This is a genomic window from Caballeronia mineralivorans PML1(12) (genome assembly GCF_001028175.1).
GTDB classification, from domain to species: domain Bacteria; phylum Pseudomonadota; class Gammaproteobacteria; order Burkholderiales; family Burkholderiaceae; genus Caballeronia; species Caballeronia mineralivorans.
The window spans coordinates 16,881-36,798 of record NZ_AEJF01000141.1 but is presented as its reverse complement, the minus strand read 5'-3'; the positions used below and the strand labels follow the sequence as shown (position 1 = coordinate 36,798).

Here is a 19,918-nt window from a genome sequence, read left to right as displayed (position 1 = left end):
GAGCATGAACCCCACGATGATCCGACAGACGCAACTCGCCGCCGCGGCGTGCGCCATCCTTACTTTCGCGGGATGCGGGGTGGGGCAAGCAGTGAAGAGCGGAACTGTGGACGCGGCGAAATGGGCATTCACCACACAGGTGAAAACGATGAATCTCGACTTCGTCAGCCGGTCTTCGTCGAATACAAACGGCGCCGGACAATCGTTGTCGACCGTGGTGCGAATCTATCAACTGAAGACACCGCAAGCGTTCGATCAACTCGACTACGCGCAGTTGCAGACAAATGATATGGACGCACTGAAGGCTGACCTGCTTGGGTCGACGGATCTTGTGCTCCGGCCCAATGCGAACGCCAGCATCAGTGAGCCGATGAGCGACGACGCGGAGTACGTCGACATCGTTGCATTCTTCCGCGACGATGGACGGAACGCGAAGTGGAAGCTGGTGTTGCCGAAGAAGCAGTGGAAGAAGACCGATCCGGTCAAGGTCGAGGTGCAGGACAGCTCGTTAAGTGTGGCTGGCATTGGCACCGAGGTCGTCAAGCGGCACAGCGCACCGCAGGCGGCTAACACCCCGCAACCCACGAATCCCGGCGCGGCGCGGCCCGTCAAACCGAATGCAACACTGCAGATAGAACCGGTAAGCAAAGCTGCGCCCATAAAAGATGATTGGGCGCGGCCCGCCTGATTGCGCGTCGGTTAGACGAACGACTGCCCGTCTAACCAACCGGTGAAACTGGAAAAACCACTTAACTTAACTTAACTTAACCTAAGCCGACCGCTGCGGCCAGCAACGGCGACCCAAAATCTCCGTCTCACTTCGCCGTAGGCATCGCAAACTCCGCGCCCTTCTCCGTGCTCTCCGGCCACCGCTGCATGATCGACTTTTGTCGCGTATAAAACCGCACGCCTTCTTCGCCGTACGCGTGCATATCGCCGAACAGGCTGCGCTTCCACCCACCGAAACCATGCCATGCCATCGGCACTGGAATCGGCACATTGATCCCGACCATGCCCACTTCAATCCGCCGTCCAAACTCGCGCGCAACATGCCCGTCGCGCGTGTAGCAAGCGACCCCATTACCAAACTCATGCGCATTGATCAGATCAACCGCTTCGGTAAAGTCCTTGACCCGCACACAAGCCAGCACCGGTCCGAAGATCTCTTCCTTATAAATCCGCATCTCAGGCGTCACATGATCGAACAACGTACCGCCCGTGAAGAAGCCCGCTTCATGCCCCTGCACCTTCAACCCACGCCCATCGACCACCAGCGAAGCACCCTCTTCCACACCCAGCGCAATGTAACCTTCAATGCGTTCTAGCGCCTGACGTGTGACGATCGGACCCATTTCAGCATCGGCTTCCATGCCGTTCTTCACGATCAGCGTGCGTGCCCGCTCGGCAAGCCGCGGAATCAGCTTGTCAGCCACATCGCCAACCAGCACCGCCACCGAGATCGCCATGCAGCGCTCGCCCGCCGACCCATATCCCGCGCCAACCAGTGCATCGATAGCCTGATCGAGATCGGCATCCGGCATCACGACCATGTGATTCTTCGCGCCGCCAAGCGCCTGCACGCGCTTACCGTGCTGCGCGCCTGTCTGATAGATGTAATTCGCGATCGGCGTTGAACCGACAAAGCTGATGGCCTTCACATCGGGATGCACGAGCAGCGCATCGACCACCACCTTGTCGCCTTGCACCACGCTGAACACGCCATCGGGCAGCCCAGCTTCCTGCAACAACCCCGCCATGAACAGCGCCGCCGACGGATCCCGCTCGCTCGGCTTCAGCACAAACGCATTGCCCGCCGCGATAGCAACCGGGAACATCCAGCACGGCACCATGCACGGGAAGTTGAACGGCGTAATGCCAGCCACCACGCCAAGCGCCTGACGCGTCGTCCAGTTATCGATACCCGTCGATACCTGCTCCGTGTAATCGCCCTTCAAAAGCTGCGGAATGCCGCATGCAAATTCGATCACGTCGATACCCCGCGACACTTCACCCTGCGCGTCGCTGAACACCTTGCCGTGCTCGGCGGTGATGATCGCGGCGAGCTCGTCGCGGTGTTTATTCATCAGTTCCAGAAAACGCAGCATGACCCGCGCGCGCCGGATAGGCGGCGTCTCGCTCCAGGCCACGAACGCCTTCTTTGCGCTGGCAACGGCGGCGTCGACATCGGCGACATCGCCCAGACGCAGCGTGCGTGCTTGCTCACCGGTCGCGGGATTGAAGATCGGCTGGGTGCGGCTGCCCGTGCCGGGAACACGGCGACCCTGAATAAAGTGGCCGACGTCCGCGCGATCGCTGAAGCTTTGCATGATGAGGCACCTGAATGAGTTGGGAATGCTCAGAGTGTAAGAACGCCGGGCGCGTCTGCAAAGACGTTATGATTGAAATGATTGTTTTCTATGGTGAACAATGAAGATATGGAAACGCAACGCGTCGAGTCGCTCTGGACCCATCTCTACTGGCTGACCATTCTCGCGCAGCAAGGGAGTTATACCCGTGCCGCCACGCGGCTGGGCGTGAGCAAGGCCGCCATGAGCCAACGGATCGCCGAACTGGAGCGCGCAGCAGGGGTGTCGCTGGTGCAGCGCACAACGCGCAGCGTGCGGCTGACCGAGGCGGGACAACGTCTGGTCGATCAAACCCGCGGTCAGTATGCGGATATTGCGCAAAGTTTCGCAGGTGTGCGCGATTCGGCGGGTATCGCGCGCGGCGTGTTGCGCGTCACCGCCCCGGTGGCGTTCGCGCGGCAGCAGCTTGTGCCGCATCTGTCGGCCTTTCTTCGGGCAAATCCGGAAGTGCGCGTGCAGCTCGAAGTGTCGGACCGGATCAGTTCGCTCGCCAGCGAGGGTTTCGATCTCGCGATCCGTCATAGCGCGGCCGCGCCTGAGACGCACGTGGCCTGGACCCTGTGCGCGACGCGCTCGGTAATCGTGGCGACGCGCGCTTATTTGCGGCGGCGCGGCACGCCCGCCGCGCCACAAGAGCTAGCCGCGCATGACTGCCTGTTCTATCCGCGTGCACAAGAGGCCCCCGCCTGGACGTTCGAGCGCACGACGGGACGCAAGACAGCGGCCAGCCGCGTAACCGTGCCGATCACCGGCCCGTTTTCTGCGAACAATAGCGAAACCTTACGCGACGCTGCACTCGATGATCTCGGCATTGCGCTGCTGCCCGATTTCAGCGCGCAGGCTGCACTGCGCGCCGGGCAATTGATCCGGCTGTTGCCGGAGTGGCAACCCAGGGGTGTATTCGCCGAGCAGCTATACGTCGTTCGGCCTTACGCGTCGCATGTGCCCCGTGCGGTGACCGCGTTTGTGTCCTATCTGCGCAAGACCTTCGAGAACGGTTTCTCCGATTAGAGCCTTTTTTGCTGTCCGAGCCACCGTTGCTGCGTCTCCAGCACGTCATCGGCGCGCAATCCTGTCAGTTGCCGATATAACTCCGGCGCAGTGGCGCCTTCGGTGTTCAGCAGCAGTACGTTAGATTCCATACCGAGCCCAAGCGCGGCTCGATCTTCCGCGCTGCCTGCCACCTGAATAAGTCCGGCAAGGCCCGCCGCGCCCGACTCCCCCGCCACAATCGGAACATCGCGCTCGGAACCCGCCGCAAAAATCCGCATGGCCTCGATGGCGGCATCGTCGGGAATGGTGATGAAGACATCGGCGAGCACGTGCAGGAAGTGCCATGCCAGCGGTGACGCTTCTCCGCAAGCAAGGCCGGCCATGATCGAATCAACGGAGCCCGTCGCGCGCGCCGCCTGTCCTTGCACCGCGCTTTGAAACAGACAATCCGCCTGTCCCGGCTCGACGATCACGCATTGCGGGCGTCGGTCGCCATCATGCTCGGCGAAATAACTTACGACGCCGGCCGCCAGTCCGCCAACACCGCCCTGAATAAAGACGTGCGTGTAAGAACCCTTATCGCGTTGCTCGATGGCTTCGGCGGCAATCGTGCCGTATCCCTGCATCACGTCGCGCGGGATGGTTTCGTACCCGTCATAGGAGGTATCGGAGACGACGTGCCAGCCGTGCTCGCCGGCCCGCCGTGCGACCTCTTTTACCGACTCGTCGTAGTTGCCTTCGATCTGCACGATCTGCGCGCCCAACTGTTCTATGGCGACTCGCCGCTCGTCGTTCACATGGCGATGCAGCACGATCACGCACTTGCAACCGATGCTACGCGCAGCCGCAGCCAACGCCCGGCCGTGGTTGCCATCGGTCGCGCTGATGACGGTGAAATCCTGCAGCAACGCCTTGTAGTGCCCGGCGGTCAACTTCGCCGGAACGAAGTCCTGGTCCGGCCACAGGCGCCGGATCAAGCGGATCAGCGCAATCGGTGCACCCAGCGCCTTGAAGCTGCCAAGCGCAGAGCGATTGCTTTCATCCTTGACGCTGATCGAGCCAACACGCAGCCGTGCAGCAAGGTCGGGCAGGTCCCATAGCGGTGTCGAACCAGCGTTCAGTCCCTCCCACGTCGATAACCACGCGCGGCTTTCATCGGCGGCTTGAATGTTCAGGATCTCGCGAAGCGAATCGTCGTAACGACCCCGGCGCGCGTTGGCGTTATGGTGCAGCATCAAACTTTCCTCTGGTGATGGATGATCGGCAGTTTCGCGCGCACGATCTCCGCTAGATAACGCGCTCCGATAGGCAAGACCGCATCGTTGAAATCGTATCGGGCGTTGTGAAGCGGTGTCGCACCCGGCTCACCTTCAGCACCGTTGCCAATGAACGCAAAGTTACCGGGTACGACCTGAAGGAATGCGCCGAAGTCTTCCGAAATCATCATGGGGGCCACGTTGCCATCCACGTTCGCCGCGCCCACGACTGCCGTCGCTGCCGCGATCGCCGTCGGAACGCATTCCGGCGTATTCACAGTGGGAACGAACTCATGCGTGTATTCGAACGTACATTCGGCGCCGTGAGCCGCGCAAATACCTTCGCTAATGCTGCGCATCCGGGCCTCGAGCAACTGCTGCACAGCAGGGGTATAGCTGCGTGTATCGCCTTTGATCACGACCTGTCCGGGAATCGCGTTGCGGATGCCATCGGTGAACAACTCCGTGCAGGAAATCACCGCGGGTACGCCTGGATCCACACTCCTCGACACCACCGTCTGCAAAGCAAGCACGACCTCTGCCGCAATCACAATCGGATCGATGGTCATATGCGGCCGTGCCGCGTGGCCACCACGTCCATTGATACGGATAACGAAGTTATCCTCACTGGCCATGATTCCACCAGCCCGTGTTGCGATGTGTCCTGCACGCAGACCTGGAATGTTATGAACGCCGTAGATTTCATCGACGGGGAAGCGTTCGAACAGCTTGTCGGCGATCATCGCCTTCGCGCCTTTGCCGTGTTCCTCGGCCGGCTGGAAGATGAAACGCACGGTGCCGTTGAAATCGCGCCGCTCGCACAAAAGCTTCGCCGCGCCCAGCACCATGCTCATGTGGCCATCGTGGCCGCAAGCATGGGACTTGCCCGCGCGAATGGAGGCGTGGCTACGTTCCGGCGCTTGCTCATGGATGTTGAGCGCGTCCATCTCCGCGCGCAGGCCGATCACGCCGCGACCATCGCCACAGGACAGACTCGCGACAAAACCCGTCCCGCCGATACCCCGCGTCACCTCAAGTCCGAATCCTCCAAGCACCTTCGCGGCAAACGCGCTCGTTTCATGTTCCTCGAAACCCGTTTCGGGCGCGCGATGAAACCGGTGTCGCCACTGCGTCAATTGCCGATCGAAGTCCAACGCCGCGTTGGTCGTGTCCATCGCGTTTCTCCCTGTATGCCTGCCGTGCTCCAGTATAGGAACCGTCGGCTGAGAAAAAATCTCACTGAAACGGCAATCTTCGATAATTTCATTCTATTTATGGGCCTGAACTGGCGATGCCAACTTGCGGGATAGAGCCGGCAATGACGGCATACCTCAAAGCCCCTGCCCAATAACTGTTTTGAGCGCAGATCGAATAGCGCCGACGATGAACTCCTGTCTTGGGCGGGGCATCCGGTCGATAGGTGCCGCCACGCTTACGGCTGCAACCGGATTTCCGCGACGATCGCAGACCGCCATCCCCACGCCGATCGCGCCCTTGGCCGCATGATTGCCGATCACCGACCACCCGCGCTCCCGGCATGCCTTGACCAGAAGCCGCAGCCGGTCCTGCGTCATGCCACCATAGTTCGACAGCATATTGCCGTGTTGCGCGATGACGGCCTCCGCATCCTCATCCGGTAAAGCCGCGAGAAGCGCGAGGCCCGCGGCGCCCACACCCAATGGTTGCCGCGTTCCCACCTGCACCGCGAGTATCTGGATGGGGTAGGTTCCCACTTGCCGGGCGATGCACGAGGACATGCCGCCCTCCCGGACGATAGCGAATGCAGCGTCGCCGCTGACGGCGCTGACATGCTGAAGAACAGGTTCAAGGCGTGCAGCGATGCCTGACTGGGTCAACATGCTTTCGACTCGCCACTGGTTCACTTTCTTTCCAGGCACGTATCGATATCGACCGCTCGGTTCGACATAAGCTTCGTTGATGAGCGTCTGCAACAGGCGGTACACAGTCGCGCGCTCCAGTGCGCAGCGGCGGCAGATGTCAATGACACGAACGCCTTCGCTGCCTGCACTCAGTACCACTTCCAGCACATCCAAACCCCGGCGCAGGGTCCTTGAGCCCGCGTTATCCGGGTCGCTCATAGTGTCCGCTTGCTGAACGATTTGGCTGGCGATTCTAGAAGACATGGCAGGAATGAGCACGTGGAGGATGCGAGCCAGTATGCCAGAGTAAATCCCTTATACCATCGTGTTTTAAGCCGCGATGACATAACCCTGTACCTAAAAATCCATCCGCAAGCAGGGAAAACACCGACATCCTTCAGGTCGAGAAGCCTCATAAACGTCCGTCTAATGAACGATATGATTTTCCCATCGCCCAGTAGATGTGGAGAATGACTATCACTCGGAGGGGACATCGGCGGTACAGGAACATAGGCCGTCGATCGCTCCGGAACATCCAGCCCGCACAACAGGAGACAGCCACACGGCGTCTCGAAGGATTCCTTAGCATGTATCCGATCGATTTTTTCTGGCGTGCCACCCGCCGGTGGCCTACACGCATTGCAATCGACGCGCCCGATGGAGCTGTACGTTACGACGAACTCGGGCAGCAAGTTGCGGCGCTGGCCGCAGCCTTTCAGGAAATCGATCCGAACTTGCAGAGCCGTGTCGGCATCTGTGCCGGTAACAGCACGGAACATCTGATCGCGCTACTCGCAGTGCTTGCCAGCGGAAAGGTCTGGGTACCGCTCAATCCGCGCAGCACTCAGCCGGAGATCCAGCGGATTGTCGATACGACGCAACCCACCATCCTGGTGGTGGATACGGCGTACGTCGACCTGGTCGCGGATGCAACGGCAAGCCGGATCCTCTGCCAAGGCTACGGTGATCATGCGAATCCATCCGAGCGGCGGGAAGAGAATCAGAAAGCCCTCGAACCCCGGTTGCACGATCTCGTTGCCGCCTACGCGGGTTGGTCGCCACGCCGGTTCGATCTACCCGGCAACGCCACGCAAGCCATCAAGTTTACCGGCGGTACGACAGGCACGCCCAAAGGCGTGATGCAACCCTATCGCGCATGGATGGCAAATGTGACGAACCAGATCCAGGCATGGCGCTTCGACGAACATGACCGTTATATCGTGGGCGCACCGATCACCCACGGCACATCTACGTACATCCTGCCCATTCTTGCCCAGGGCGGATGCCACGTCATTCTCCCGGAAGCAGGCGCGCAAGCTGTGCGCAACGCTTTTCGGGATCGCGCCGGAACGGTCAGCTTCATGCCGCCAACCTTGGTCTACATGTTGATGGCCCTACCCGGTATCTCGCGAGGGGACTTTCCGAATCTTCGGCGCCTGATCTATGGCGGCGCGGCAATGCCTTCCGAAAAGATTCGTGAAGTGCGCGCATTCTTCGGACCGGTATTGGGAACAACTTACGGCCAGACCGAAGCGCCACAGATCCTGACGGTCATGCGCCCCGAAGATTTCGAAGATCCGCAGCGATGGTCGTCCGTTGGCGCAACGACATGGTTCAGCGACGTCGCGATCATGTCTCCGGAAGGCCGGCTACTGCCTCCGGGTGAAGTGGGTGAGGTCGTAGCCCGCGGTGATCTGCTGATGACGGGGTATTGGAATCTGCCCGAGAAAACCGCGGAAACGCTTATCGACGGTTGGCTGCATACCGGCGATCGCGGGTTTATCGATGAGTCCGGTTTCCTCTACTTGAAAGATCGAATCCGCGACCTGGTGATCACCGGCGGCTTTAATGTCTATCCGGTCGATGTCGAAAATGCGCTGGGTCAGCATCCGGCCGTTCACGAATGCACTGTATTTGGCATTCCTGACGACAAATGGGGGGAGGCCGTGCAGGCGGCGGTACAACTGCGCGCCGGCATGGTTGTCACCGAGGCTGAACTGTCCGCGTTCGTGCGAGAAAAGCTGGGCCCGGTACATACGCCGAAGCACGTTCATTTCTACGATGACCTGCCACGCTCCTCGATCGGAAAAGTGCTGAAGAACGCCGTTCGTGAAGACGTTTTATCGAACATTGCGTCACATGTCGACGCCTAAGGGAATGCTATGACATCCGCTACAGAATCCGCTAAACCATCCGACCGCGAGCCGCCGGTCACGCGACTTTGCACGCATACGCTGACGACACTCCACTACGGCAACGCCAATCTTGTCGACGACCTGCTCGGAAAAAAAACCTTCACCGAGGTCCTGTTGATGCAGATTCTTGGCGGCCCCGTGCGCGCCGTCGATGTCAGGATCGTAGACATGGTGCTGGTCGTGCTGATGGAGCACGGCCTCACGCCGAGTTCCATCGCTACCCGTCTCGTGTACATGAGTGCACCCGAAAACCTTCAGGGTGCGGTCGCTTCCGGCTTGCTGGCGGTGGGCAGCCAGTTTGTCGGTACGATGGAGAACTGCTCTCGCCTGCTCGATCATTTGCTGGCTGCTGATGCCCCCTATGCGGAAGCGTTGGTTATCGCACGGCAGCATAAGGAAGCGCGCAAGGCCATCCCCGGATTCGGTCACCATCTCCATAAGCCCGTCGATCCGCGTGCTTACAAGCTGCTGGAACTGGCCAAGGCCGAGCCTGAACTCTCGGGCGAGAAGGTAGCCATGCTCGAGCAGTTTTCCGCCGCTATTAATGAAGTATTCGGTCGCCCCATCACGATCAACGCGACAGGCGCTGTAGCCGCGTTGCTGGGCGAAGTGGGTGTCCGCACCGATGCCATGCGAGGCTTCGCTGTCATTTCGCGGGCTGCCGGCCTGGTCTCGCACATTGTCGAGGAGCAAGAGTGTCCGTCCGGACGTTTCATTTGGGACACCGTGGAAGAAGCGATTCCGTTTGTCCCGCCACAAGCCGACCGGACCAATAGTCAATAGCGAATAACCGGCTGTCGGTAACGCAATCAAAGATAATCCAGACAATGGGGAGACATGTCGTGAATTCTGTTTCAGCGGATGCTTACGAAGATGGGGTAAGCCAGGAGCGAACAATGGGGAAGGTCGCCCGTCGCATCCTGCCGTTCGTGTGTTTTTGCTTTCTTGTCAATTACATCGACCGGACGAATATCAGCTTCGCCGCGCTCACGATGAACAAGGATCTGGGCATTACGCCCACCGGCTTCGGATGGATGGTCGGCGTCTTCTTCATCGGTTATTGCATTTCCGAGATTCCCAGCAATCTGGCGCTGCAAAAGTTCGGCGCCCGAATCTGGATTGCCCGGATCATGGTTACCTGGGGCATCATGACCGTCGTATGTGCCTTCGCGCGCACGCCCACGCAATTGATGATCGCGCGTTTTCTGCTCGGCGTGGCTGAAGGCGGGTTTGCTCCGGGAATATTCATTTACCTCGGTTACTGGTTTCCAGCGCGGTGGCGAGCCAAGGCGATCGCCACCTTCCTTCTCGGGGTTCCCCTGGCGGCGGTGATCGGCGGTCCCCTGTCCAGTGCGATCCTTAGCTTGCATGGCCTCGGGGGCCTGAAACAGTGGCAGTGGTTGTTCCTGCTCGAGGGCATCCCTGCGGTGGCACTCGGGATCTTTTGCCTTTTCACCTTGAAAGACTCTCCATCGAAAGCAAAATGGCTGAGCCCCGGAGAGAAGGCCTGGATCGAATCGGAGCTTCAGCTCGAACGCGCGAGGATTGAAACCACCGGTCACATGACCCTGGGCCAATCCCTCACGGACCTGCGTGTCGTTATCCTGTCGTGCACGTATCTGACAGGCTTGATCGGGCTCAACGGGGTGTATTACTGGATGCCCCAGATCGTGAAATCGTTGGGTCTCAGCAATGTCGAGGTTGGCCTCGTCAGCGCCATACCGAACTTCCTGGGCGCGGTCGCCATGATCCTCTGGGCCCGGAGTTCCGACCGCACTGGCAAGCGTGTCTGGCACGTCACCGCGACATGTCTGCTCGGCGCGCTCGCCATGGCTGCCAGCAGCCTGGCGCATGACGGCATCTTCATCATGATCGGACTGACCGTCGCGCTGATTGGCGCATTCGGCTTTCTTGCGACGTTCTGGGCACTACCGTCGACATTTCTCACGGGCCGCGCAGCCGCCGGCGGCTTTGGCCTGATTTTATCGATCGGCAATTCGTCGGGATTCTTTGGCCCTTACCTTGTCGGCTGGCTCAAGCAGACCACGCTGGGATACAGCGGTTCGCTGTTGGCCCTGTCCGGCTTCCTGCTTCTCGCGGCTACGCTCACGATGATCTTCAGGCGCAGCGTCCGGTCTCCGCGTGAATCCGTTCCCGTCTCGCCGTCGCCGGGTCTGATGGGGAAATGACAAGACCGGGGCGTATGCATGGCCAAGCTGCGCTCCGCTTCATGAGGTCCGCGGCATCCTCCCGCACCGGTCACGGAGCGCAATAAAAACTTCATACGCGCCACCTGACCATCGCCCGTCTTTCGTTCGGGCCGCGGCTGATGAACGCGAAGGTCGCGTAAAATCGCACGACCTTACCCGCAGCGCGACACCTCCTCGACTCGCCGGACGCTGCGTTCATCCCAGGACACCGCATGGCACTCGACCGGCTGGACGTTCGAATCCTCAACCTGCTGCAGGACAACGCGGCTACGCCGCTACGCGTTATCGCCACCGAGGCCAATGCATCGGTCGCGACCTGCCAGCGCCGGATCGCGCAGTTGCGGGCAAACGGTGTGTTGCTGAAGGAGGTCGCGATTGTCGATCGCATGCGAGTTGGCCGGCCGCTGACCGTTTTTGTATCGGTGGAACTGGACAAGCAGAACGACGCGCTATTGCGCGCGTTCGAGCGGCGCATGATGGCCGAAGGCGATGTAATGGCGTGCTACGAAGTGTCGGGGGAGTTCGACTTTCTGCTGATCGTGAATTCGGCGTCCATGGAGCGTTATCACGCGTTCACCCGCCGGCTGTTTTCGTCCAACAACAACGTGCGCAACTTCAAAAGCAACTTCGCGATGAACTGCTCGAAGTTCGAGACGAAGATTTCGATCGACGACCCGGAGGAATCAGGCGGCGGATTGGCTTAGCGCACTTCACCAACGCCGCGCGATCTGTTCAACCCTTCGCCTGCAAACCCGCCACGAACGCGGCAATACGATCGCAAGCCTGCGCGAGCCGCGCTTCATCGACGACAAAACCCAGCCGCACGTACCCGTTCGCCGTCTCGCCGAATGCGCTGGCATCGAGTACCGAGACGCCTTGCGTGCGAAATAGCTGCCAACTGAATTCATAAGCGTCCAGGCCCGTGCCGGTCACATCGACCATCATGAACATGCCCGCCTCGGGCAACAGGCAATGCAAGCCCGGCACGTCGCGCAGACGATTGAACACGATGTCGCGCCGCCGCCGGTAAATCTCGCGCATGTCCGCCACGATCTGCGCCCGGTTCTCAAGCGCCGTCAACGCGGCTTGCTGGATGAAGCCCGGCAAGCCGTAGAGCATGCAGAGCGCGAGCCGTCCAAGATGTTCGATCAACGTCTTCGGCCCGATCACCCAGCCCACGCGCCAACCGGGCATTGCATGCGACTTGGACAAGCTGCCGAGGGTCACGGTGCGCTCCGCCATGCCCTCCAGTGCAGCAATACTCACGTGCTCCCGGTCGAAGGTCAGGTCCGCATAGACCTCGTCGGAGACAATCCAGAAGTCATGCTTTCGGGCCAATTCCGCGATGCGTTCGAGATCTTCACGCGGCATCACCACGCCAGTCGGATTGCAGGGTGTGGCAAAGAAAATCGCCTTGGTACGCGGCGTGATGGCTGCTTCGAGCGCCGCGCAGTCGAGATGAAATGCTCGTGCCGGATCCACGGCCACAGGCACCAGCGTTGCGCCGGATGCGCGCACGCTGGCCTCGTAGGTCAGGTACATCGGCTCGGGCACGATGATCTCATCGCCTGCTTCGCACAGGCACAAGGACGTTGCGAAGAGCCCGTTCTGCGCGCCCGCGACCACGATGACATTGCTCGCGTCAACGCTATTGCCGGTCTGGCGCGAATGATCCTGCGCGATAGCCGCACGCAACGGCGCGCGCCCTATCACTTCCGCGTAATGAGTGTCGCCGTCCCGGAGCGCTGCCACCGCGCGGTCGACGATCACTTCGGGTGTAGCGAAGTCCGGATCGCCGACGCTCAGGACGATGACGTCCTCGCCGTTATGGAGAGCCTGCTGCGCGGCGTGGTGAATTTCCCATGCAGCGGTGCGCTTGCCTTGCAGGCGCTCGACGAGGTTCGAATACTTCATGCGGCCACTCCCTGAAGCGTGACGAGCGAGCCGACACGCGATGATTGAACTCGATCCCGTCGATTATAAATGCCGCCAGAACGAAGACGTCAAGCCGCCAAATCAGTGGCCTTTCGGCATCTCGCCGCTAACCTCAGCGCCAAGATTCGCCGCGAGATAACTCAACAACGCCTGGATGCGCAGCGAACGCCCCTTGCGCGTAGGCACCAGCGCGATCACCGGCGCGCTGCCGAAATCCCAATCGCTCAGAAGCCTCACCAGCCTACCCGCCGCGACCGCATCCGCCACGTCCCATTGCGAGCGCAGCACGAGCCCCAGGCCTTCCTCTGCCCAACGGCGCGCGACGCTGCCATCGTTCGTGGTGAAAGCCGGCGTGACGCGCAGCGTAGTCGGCGCAGACGGCTTCCTGCCCGCTTCCCTGCCCGCCTCCGAGCGCCGTCGACGCACCCGCCAGAGCGTCACGTCTTCATCGTTTTCGCGGATGCAAATGCAATCGTGTTCCAGGATCTCGCGTGGTTCGCGTGGATAACCGCGGGCCGCGATATACCCCGGACTCGCACACAACCAGCGCTCGTTCGCGAGCAAGGGCCGCGCGCTCCATGACGAGTCGCGTACCGTGCCGATCTGGATCACGACATCGGCGGCGTGACTGTGCGGCCAGGGCGTTTCGAGTAGATCGAGTTGCAGGCGAATTCCGGGATTCGCCCGTGCGAAACGGGCGAGCAACGGTGCAATATGCACGCGTCCGAAACCGAACGGCGCGGCAATACGAATGTGTCCGGCGAGTTGCGCGGTCTGTTCACGGAACGTGTCGGGGAGTGCCTCGATAGCGCTCAACAGCCCTTGCGCCTCGCGCGCCAGCCTCGCGCCGTCCGCGGTCAGCGACATATGCCGGGCATCGCGCGTGGCGAGCGTCACGCCCAGCGTCTTCTCCAGTTTCTTGAGCCGCATGGAGAGCGCCGACGGCGTCACGTTGAGAACCCGCGCCGCCGCGCTCAATGATTCCGAGCGCGCCAGCATGGTTACAAGCCTGAGATCAGCGAGTTCCATCGTTCAATTTTGCTTAAGGATTGATGTGGCTGGATTTAAACACAGCTTAGGCTTTCACCAGTAAAGTCGCTTCCATCATGCTCAATCAATCTACCCCAACTTATCCAAAAGCGGTGCTGTTCGACCTGCTGACCGCGTTGCTCGATTCATGGAGCCTGTGGAATCGAGCAGCCGGCAGCGAAACCACAGGCCGCGCCTGGCGCGCGGAATACCTGCGCCTGACCTACGGCTGCGGTGCCTATGTTCCCTACGAAGAACTCGTGCGCCAGGCCGCGGTGCAGGTCGGCTTGCGTGAATCGGCCGCCCGCGTGCTCGAAGCGCAATGGCTGCAACTCGCGCCATGGAGCGGCACGAAGGAAGTGCTGCGCAAGCTCGCACCGCACTGCAGGCTGGCGATCGTGACCAACTGCTCCAGGCGTCTCGGCGAGCAGGCCGCCGGTCTGTTCGACGTCGACTGGGACGTGATCGTGACCGCCGAAAGCGCGGGCTTCTACAAACCCGACCCGCGACCGTATCAGATGGCGCTCGACCGCTTGAAGGTCAACGCGAAAGAGGCGGCGTTCGTGGCCGGTTCAAGCTACGACATGTTCGGCACGGCCGTGACCGGCTTGCGCACCTACTGGCATAACCGCGTGGGTCTTGAACTCGTGCAAGGCGCACAGGCACCCGAGCTCGAAGCACCCACGCTCGACGCGCTACTACCCTGGCTGCGCGGGTTCAACTCATCGAAGGGAACGTCCACGTCATGACTCTGGATCAGATCGAAACTCCCGCTGCATTGATCGACCGGGTGCGCATGAAACGCAACATCGCACGCATGCAGAGCCGGATGGACACGCTCGGTGTCGCGTTCCGTCCGCATGTGAAAACGGCGAAGTGCGTCGAGGTCGCGCAAGCGCAGCGCGATGCAGGCGCTCGCGGCATCACGGTGTCCACGCTCAAGGAGGCCGAGCAGTTTTTCGCGGCAGGCTTCAGCGACATCCTGTACGCCGTCGGTATCGTTGCATCGAAACTGCCCAGGGCGCTGGCGTTACGGCGCGCGGGTTGCGATCTCAAGCTGATCGTCGATAACCTCGAGTCCGCGCAAGCCGTCGCGGAGTTCGGCCGCACTCATGGTGAGTCCTTCGAGGTGTGGATCGAAATAGATACTGACGGTCATCGTTCCGGCGTCCAGCCCGATGAACCCCGCTTGCTCGATATCGGACGGATGCTGCATGGCGATGGCAACGGCGGCAGTCACCACGGCGCACGTCTCGGTGGCGTGATGACCCATGCCGGTTCAAGCTACGACCTCAACACGCCCGACGCGCTCGCCGCGCTGGCGGAACAGGAACGCGCGGGTTGCGTGCGTGCCGCCGGGCGCTTGCGCAATGAAGGTTTGCCGTGCGACGTCGTGAGCGTCGGTTCCACGCCCACGGCGCTAGCCGCGCAACATCTCAAAGGCGTCACGGAAGTGCGGGCCGGTGTGTACGTTTTCTTCGATCTGGTCATGCGCAACGTGGGCGTCTGCACAACCGGCGATCTTGCGTTGAGCGTGTTGACGACGGTCATCGGTCATCAGGTGGACAAAGGCTGGGCCATTCTCGATGCAGGGTGGATGGCGATGAGCCGCGATCGTGGCACCGCGAAGCAAACGCACGACTACGGTTACGGACAGCCATGCACGCTCGATGGCGCCCCGCTCGATGGCTATATGCTCACGGGCGCGAACCAGGAGCATGGGATTCTCGCTAACGTCGATCATCCGGACAGGGACATCTCCGTTCATCTGCCGGTGGGTACGCGCCTCTTGATCCTGCCGAATCACGCATGCGCGACAGGCGCGCAATTCCCCGCCTATCAGGCGCTATCGGATGAAGGAGAGGTCGCCGTATGGAACCGCTTTTACGGTTGGTAGAGCGGCGAAACCTTCGCTCAGGATGAACCCGCTTCCGGTGCGTTCGCAACAAACTCGGCCTGAATAGCCACATGCAGATCGTCACCCACAGCCGGATACCACGTCGATAAACCGAACTGCGCACGGCTGAAATGACCGTCGGCGGCAAAGCCCAATGTCTGCTGCTTGGTGAGCGGATTCGGCGCGTGCCCGTTGAACGTGACCGCGAGCGTGACGGGGCGCGTCGTGCCATGAATGGTCAGGTCGCCGGTCAGCTCACCCTTGTTGTCGGCGGTGCGTTTGAATGCCGTGCTCACGAAGTGAATGGTCGGAAAACGTTCGACGTCAAGTAGGTCCGTGCCCTTGACCATCTTGTCGAGGAGCGGGACGTTGGTATCGAGACTGGTTGCATCGATATCCACCGTCGCCGTGCTGTGATCCATGCCGGCCGCATCCCAGTTCAGTTGCGCCGTCGTCTTGTCGAAGCGCATGACGAAGCGCGAATACTTCAGGTGAGCCACATCGAAACTGACACTCCAGTGATGCGGGTCAAGTTGATAACGACCGGCAGGAACGCTCGCTTCATCAGGCGACACCGAATGTGTCACCACGCTCAGTGCGGTACAGGCCGACATCGATATGGCCACTGCAATGAGCAAACCCGCGCGAAGCTTGCGAATACCCGACAGGAATCTGGAGTCATGCATGGTTATCCTTTCAATAGGTCTGCGTCCGGGTGCGCGCCATCATGAGCGCCTATGCTATTTGTAGAAAATGTAGTTAGCGAGATACGGCGACGCGCCCACCTGGTGTTCGGTCGAACAGGGTGCGGCCGGCATCACGCCGCCTACGGTGTTCACACGCTGCACGTAGCGAATAACCGACAGCATGCCGGTCACCGCGGTGCTGCGGGTTTCAAGCAATAACTGCGGCACGCTGGCGGCGGTGTCGCTCGGCGTTTGCGCGATCACGTGTCCCACGATCCGGCTGCCGTCCTCCGCCTCCCACGACGGCCCCGCCGAGTGCATGATCAACGCGTGGCCGCTGGTGTCGTAGAGCGTTGCCTGCGGGCTCTTGAACACCCAGGCGAGATGATGCTGCGCATCGTACTCGCATGAATACACCTGCACGCCGGAAGCGGTTGTTGTCACGACCCGCTCCGCCTGAGGCGGATCGATAGAAGTCGCAGCGGACGCCGCAGCACTCGCAACACAAGCAACTACCGCAGCGGTCACGCGCTTCGCACGGTTGAAATTAGTGAACATGAAATCCCCACTGGAATGAATAACGATAGATAGTGCGCCCGCGGCAGCGTTGCTCACGCGGCGCTTGGAGTCCGCTCAAACCCGATCCAGATTAGCCGACGCGAACGCCCAGTTCAAATGACGCGACACTGTCGCGAACAGATAGTCGGGACGACGATTCTGATAGTCCAGGTAATACGCGTGCTCCCACACGTCCACCGTCAACAACGGCGCGAGGCCGCGCGTGAACGGCGTTTCCGCGTTGCTCGTCTTGACGACGGCAAGCTCGCCCTGGTCGACCACCAGCCAGCCCCAGCCACTGCCGAACTGCGACGCCGACGTCGTGACCAATGCCTTCGTCAACGCCTCGGTGGAACCGAACTTGCGCATGATTGCCGCCTGGAGTTTTTCACTCGGCTGGGTTGCGACCGGGCTGAGCGAGTTCCAGTAGAAGTTGTGATTCCAGGCTTGCGCGGCGTTGTTGAAAACATCGGCGAGCGCGGGTTGATCGTGGGATTGCATGATCACTTGTTCAAGCGACGCCTGCGCCAGCGGCGTGCCGGCCAGCAGCTTATGCAAGTTGTCGAAATACGCCCGATGGTGCTTGCCGTAATGGAACCCGATCGTGCGCGCCGAGATCACCGGCTCGAGCGCGTTGTCCGCGTAAGGCAAGGGCGGGAGCGTTTGCGGCGATGAGCCCAGGAAAGCGGGAACGACGCTGAGCGTGGCTTTCGACTCGGCTGGCGATGCGGCCGATGCGTCTTGCGTGCTGGCGCCAAACGCCAACTTCGAAAATGCGACGCTGGCCGACGCCAGCGATCCGGTTGCAATCAGGCGACGACGGGAAATGAGCGAATTGAGCATGGTGGAACCCGTAAGTGTGGAGTGGTCGCAGCCATCACCGGTCCGCCGGTCTGTCCTGGCTGCACTTTCACAACACCCCACGCCCGGCGTCTATTCCATCGCCCGCGGCGATTCTTGCGATATCGCGGCGCCACCCTTCTTAGCCCGCCGCCCTGAGCACCTTGGCGAGTTCGGCCAGGCGATACGGCTTGTTGACGAAGGCGAAATCGTCGATACGACCGTACTGCTCGCGCAAAGCCGAGAGCGGATACCCCGACGCCAGTATCACCTTGAGATCGGGCCGAAGCTCGCGCGCCGAGCGCACCAGTTGAATACCGTTCATGCCCTTCGGCATGACTACGTCGGTAAATAGAATGTCGATGTCGGTCCGGCGCTCAAGCATGGCCATCGCGTCGACGCCATTGGTTGCCGTCACAACCTCGTAACCTATGCTGCGGAAAAGCTGCCCCGCCGCGTCCAGCACGTCCGGCTCATCTTCCACGATGAGCACCGTATCCACGCGCGCTCCGGCCACGGCAATCACATCGTCCGGCTCCCCTTCAACCACGGGCAGGTACATGCTGATGGTCGTGCCTTTGCCTTCTTCGCTGTCGATCGTCACGTCGCCGCCGGACTGCGCGATGAACCCATAGACCTGGCTCAAGCCCAGCCCCGTGCCTTTGCCAACCTCCTTGGTCGTAAAGAACGGCTCGAAGGCGCGTGCCGCGACTGCCGGCGGCATGCCGGAGCCTGTATCGGCAACGGATACCCGGACGTAGGCACCCGGGACCAGATTCCCGACCTGGCCTGCGCCGAGCTCGACGTTCTCGACGGCGACCACCAGCTTTCCGCCATCGGGCATTGCGTCGCGCGCATTGACGACCAGATTCAGCAGCGCCGCCTCGAACCGGGCGGCATCGAGCAACACGGTCCTGGTGTCGTGGGCTGGACGTATATCCATCTCGATGGCGGAATTGCCCGCACGGCGCAGCACGGCTTCGAAACTGCCGATCACCTTGTTTAGGTCGTATCTCTCGACCATGAGGGGTTGCCGGCGCGCGAACGAAAGCAGCTGCTGGGTCAGGAGCGCACCGCGCTCCACGGCGCGCCGCATGGCGTCCAGCACTTTGATGTCGGCATAGTTCTGCGCTCGCGTGGCAAGCACATCCACGCTGCTCAACATAACCGCCAACAGGTTATTGAAGTCGTGGGCAATACCCCCGGTGAGCTGGCCGATCGCTTCCATCTTCTGCGACTGGAAAAGCGCCGCATTGGCCCGCTCCAGGGCTTCCGCCGCCTGCTTGCGCTCTGAAATATCCCGTGTGACCTTGGCGAAACCCAGCAGTTTTCCTTCGTCGTCGTGAATCGCGTCTACAACAACATGCGCCCAGAACCGCGTTCCGTCCCGGCGCACGCGCCAGCTTTCCTGTTCGAAGCGGCCTTCCTCTGACGCAGTTTTCAGCGTTTGGGCCGGCATGCCCCTCGCGCGGTCTTCTTCCGTGTAAAAGACGGCGAAATTCGAGCCTACGATTTCCTCGCGCTTGTACCCTTTGATGCGTTCGGCGCCGGCGTTCCAGTTCGTGATCTCGCCAGTCGGGGAGATCATGTAGATTGCGTAGTCGGTCACGCCCTGGACGAGCAGGCGGAAGCGTTCCTCGCTCTCGCGCAACGCCTCCTCAGCCGCTTTACGCTCGGTGATGTCGCGAGTGATCTTGGCAAAGCCGATCAGCTCGCCTGAATGATCCCGAATCGGATCGACCACGACATTCGCCCAGAATCGCGTGCCGTCTTTTCGCACCCGCCAGCCTTCATCTTCGAACTTGCCTTGTTCCCGCGCAGTTTGTAGTGCCCGGGCCGGCTTGCCGTTGCGCCGGTCCTCCTCCGTATAAAACACGGAGAAATGCTGACCGATGATTTCCTCGGCGACATACCCTTTGAACCTTTCCGCCCCGGCGTTCCAGCTATTGATAAACCCTTCAGGGTTCAGCATGTAGATTGCGTAGTCGCTGACGCCCGTGACGAGCAGTTGGAAACGTTGCTCGTCGCTCAGATTACGAGACCTCCCGCTGTCTTCGGCTTTCATTGTTCCGG

Annotated in this window: 18 protein-coding genes; 8 read left to right on the top strand and 10 right to left on the bottom strand. The window is 60.9% G+C overall.

What is annotated here, in order from left to right:
* Window positions 1-4: 4 nt before the first annotated feature.
* Complete coding sequence (gene tssJ / locus EOS_RS22885; protein WP_235442927.1) at window positions 5-688, top strand: type VI secretion system lipoprotein TssJ; 684 nt, start codon at window positions 5-7, stop codon at window positions 686-688.
* Window positions 689-815: 127 nt separating this feature from the next.
* Here tssJ and EOS_RS22880 read toward each other — a convergent pair whose 3' ends face one another.
* Window positions 816-2,327 carry a CoA-acylating methylmalonate-semialdehyde dehydrogenase gene (locus EOS_RS22880; protein ID WP_047848997.1) on the bottom strand — a complete coding sequence of 504 codons (1,512 nt, stop codon included), beginning with the start codon at window positions 2,325-2,327 and terminating at the stop codon, window positions 816-818.
* Between the two features lie 108 nt (window positions 2,328-2,435).
* Between EOS_RS22880 and EOS_RS22875 the strand changes: the two genes are divergently transcribed.
* A complete protein-coding gene (locus tag EOS_RS22875; RefSeq protein WP_047849033.1) occupies window positions 2,436-3,377 on the top strand; it encodes a LysR family transcriptional regulator in 942 nt (313 codons plus the stop codon).
* Here the strand turns inward: EOS_RS22875 and EOS_RS22870 are convergent.
* The 3 genes from EOS_RS22870 to EOS_RS22860 all read right to left on the bottom strand — a co-directional run bounded on the left by EOS_RS22870 (window position 3,374) and on the right by EOS_RS22860 (window position 6,759).
* Entirely contained in the window at window positions 3,374-4,594 is a 1,221-nt protein-coding gene (locus EOS_RS22870; protein ID WP_047848996.1) for a diaminopropionate ammonia-lyase, read from the bottom strand. The genes EOS_RS22875 and EOS_RS22870 overlap by 4 nt on opposite strands.
* A complete protein-coding gene (locus tag EOS_RS22865; RefSeq protein WP_047848995.1) occupies window positions 4,594-5,790 on the bottom strand; it encodes a M20 aminoacylase family protein in 1,197 nt (398 codons plus the stop codon). The genes EOS_RS22870 and EOS_RS22865 overlap by 1 nt, the downstream gene beginning before the upstream one ends.
* A gap of 156 nt (window positions 5,791-5,946) precedes the next feature.
* Window positions 5,947-6,759, bottom strand: a complete 813-nt coding sequence (locus EOS_RS22860) for an IclR family transcriptional regulator (RefSeq protein ID WP_047848994.1) — start codon at window positions 6,757-6,759, stop codon at window positions 5,947-5,949.
* Between the two features lie 323 nt (window positions 6,760-7,082).
* On the opposite strand from EOS_RS22860, the gene EOS_RS22855 reads away from it, so the two are divergent.
* The 4 genes from EOS_RS22855 to EOS_RS22840 all read left to right on the top strand — a co-directional run bounded on the left by EOS_RS22855 (window position 7,083) and on the right by EOS_RS22840 (window position 11,604).
* The gene (locus EOS_RS22855; protein WP_047848993.1) at window positions 7,083-8,648 is read left to right on the top strand and encodes a class I adenylate-forming enzyme family protein; all 1,566 of its coding nucleotides are present in this window, start codon (window positions 7,083-7,085) and stop codon (window positions 8,646-8,648) included.
* 9 nt (window positions 8,649-8,657) lie between these two features.
* Complete coding sequence (locus EOS_RS22850; protein WP_047848992.1) at window positions 8,658-9,473, top strand: citryl-CoA lyase; 816 nt, start codon at window positions 8,658-8,660, stop codon at window positions 9,471-9,473.
* Window positions 9,474-9,586: 113 nt separating this feature from the next.
* Window positions 9,587-10,879, top strand: coding sequence for an MFS transporter (locus EOS_RS22845; RefSeq protein ID WP_235442926.1), 1,293 nt, complete (start codon window positions 9,587-9,589; stop codon window positions 10,877-10,879).
* 233 nt (window positions 10,880-11,112) lie between these two features.
* Window positions 11,113-11,604: an Lrp/AsnC family transcriptional regulator gene (locus tag EOS_RS22840; protein ID WP_047848990.1), complete on the top strand. Its 492-nt coding sequence runs from the start codon at window positions 11,113-11,115 to the stop codon at window positions 11,602-11,604.
* Between the two features lie 28 nt (window positions 11,605-11,632).
* Here EOS_RS22840 and EOS_RS22835 read toward each other — a convergent pair whose 3' ends face one another.
* Together EOS_RS22835 and EOS_RS22830 are read right to left on the bottom strand one after the other, a co-directional pair.
* A complete protein-coding gene (locus EOS_RS22835; protein WP_047848989.1) occupies window positions 11,633-12,814 on the bottom strand; it encodes a pyridoxal phosphate-dependent aminotransferase in 1,182 nt (393 codons plus the stop codon).
* 102 nt (window positions 12,815-12,916) lie between these two features.
* Window positions 12,917-13,864 (bottom strand): LysR family transcriptional regulator, encoded by a 948-nt coding sequence (locus EOS_RS22830; protein WP_047848988.1) that lies wholly within the window; start codon window positions 13,862-13,864, stop codon window positions 12,917-12,919.
* 77 nt (window positions 13,865-13,941) lie between these two features.
* Between EOS_RS22830 and EOS_RS22825 the strand changes: the two genes are divergently transcribed.
* Both EOS_RS22825 and EOS_RS22820 read left to right on the top strand, forming a co-directional pair.
* Complete coding sequence (locus EOS_RS22825; protein ID WP_047848987.1) at window positions 13,942-14,613, top strand: HAD-IA family hydrolase; 672 nt, start codon at window positions 13,942-13,944, stop codon at window positions 14,611-14,613.
* Complete coding sequence (locus EOS_RS22820) at window positions 14,610-15,761, top strand: DSD1 family PLP-dependent enzyme (protein ID WP_047848986.1); 1,152 nt, start codon at window positions 14,610-14,612, stop codon at window positions 15,759-15,761. Before EOS_RS22825 ends, EOS_RS22820 begins: the two co-directional genes overlap by 4 nt.
* A gap of 17 nt (window positions 15,762-15,778) precedes the next feature.
* Here the strand turns inward: EOS_RS22820 and EOS_RS22815 are convergent, their stop codons facing one another.
* From EOS_RS22815 to EOS_RS22800, 4 genes are all read right to left on the bottom strand, one after another.
* Window positions 15,779-16,447 carry a YceI family protein gene (locus EOS_RS22815; protein ID WP_047848985.1) on the bottom strand — a complete coding sequence of 223 codons (669 nt, stop codon included), beginning with the start codon at window positions 16,445-16,447 and terminating at the stop codon, window positions 15,779-15,781.
* Window positions 16,448-16,501: 54 nt separating this feature from the next.
* Entirely contained in the window at window positions 16,502-17,005 is a 504-nt protein-coding gene (locus EOS_RS22810; protein WP_047848984.1) for a DUF3455 domain-containing protein, read from the bottom strand.
* A gap of 75 nt (window positions 17,006-17,080) precedes the next feature.
* Window positions 17,081-17,686, bottom strand: a complete 606-nt coding sequence (locus EOS_RS22805; RefSeq protein ID WP_235442929.1) for a superoxide dismutase — start codon at window positions 17,684-17,686, stop codon at window positions 17,081-17,083.
* A gap of 301 nt (window positions 17,687-17,987) precedes the next feature.
* Window positions 17,988-19,910, bottom strand: a complete 1,923-nt coding sequence (locus tag EOS_RS22800) for a hybrid sensor histidine kinase/response regulator (RefSeq protein WP_047848982.1) — start codon at window positions 19,908-19,910, stop codon at window positions 17,988-17,990.
* Window positions 19,911-19,918 lie beyond the last annotated feature (8 nt).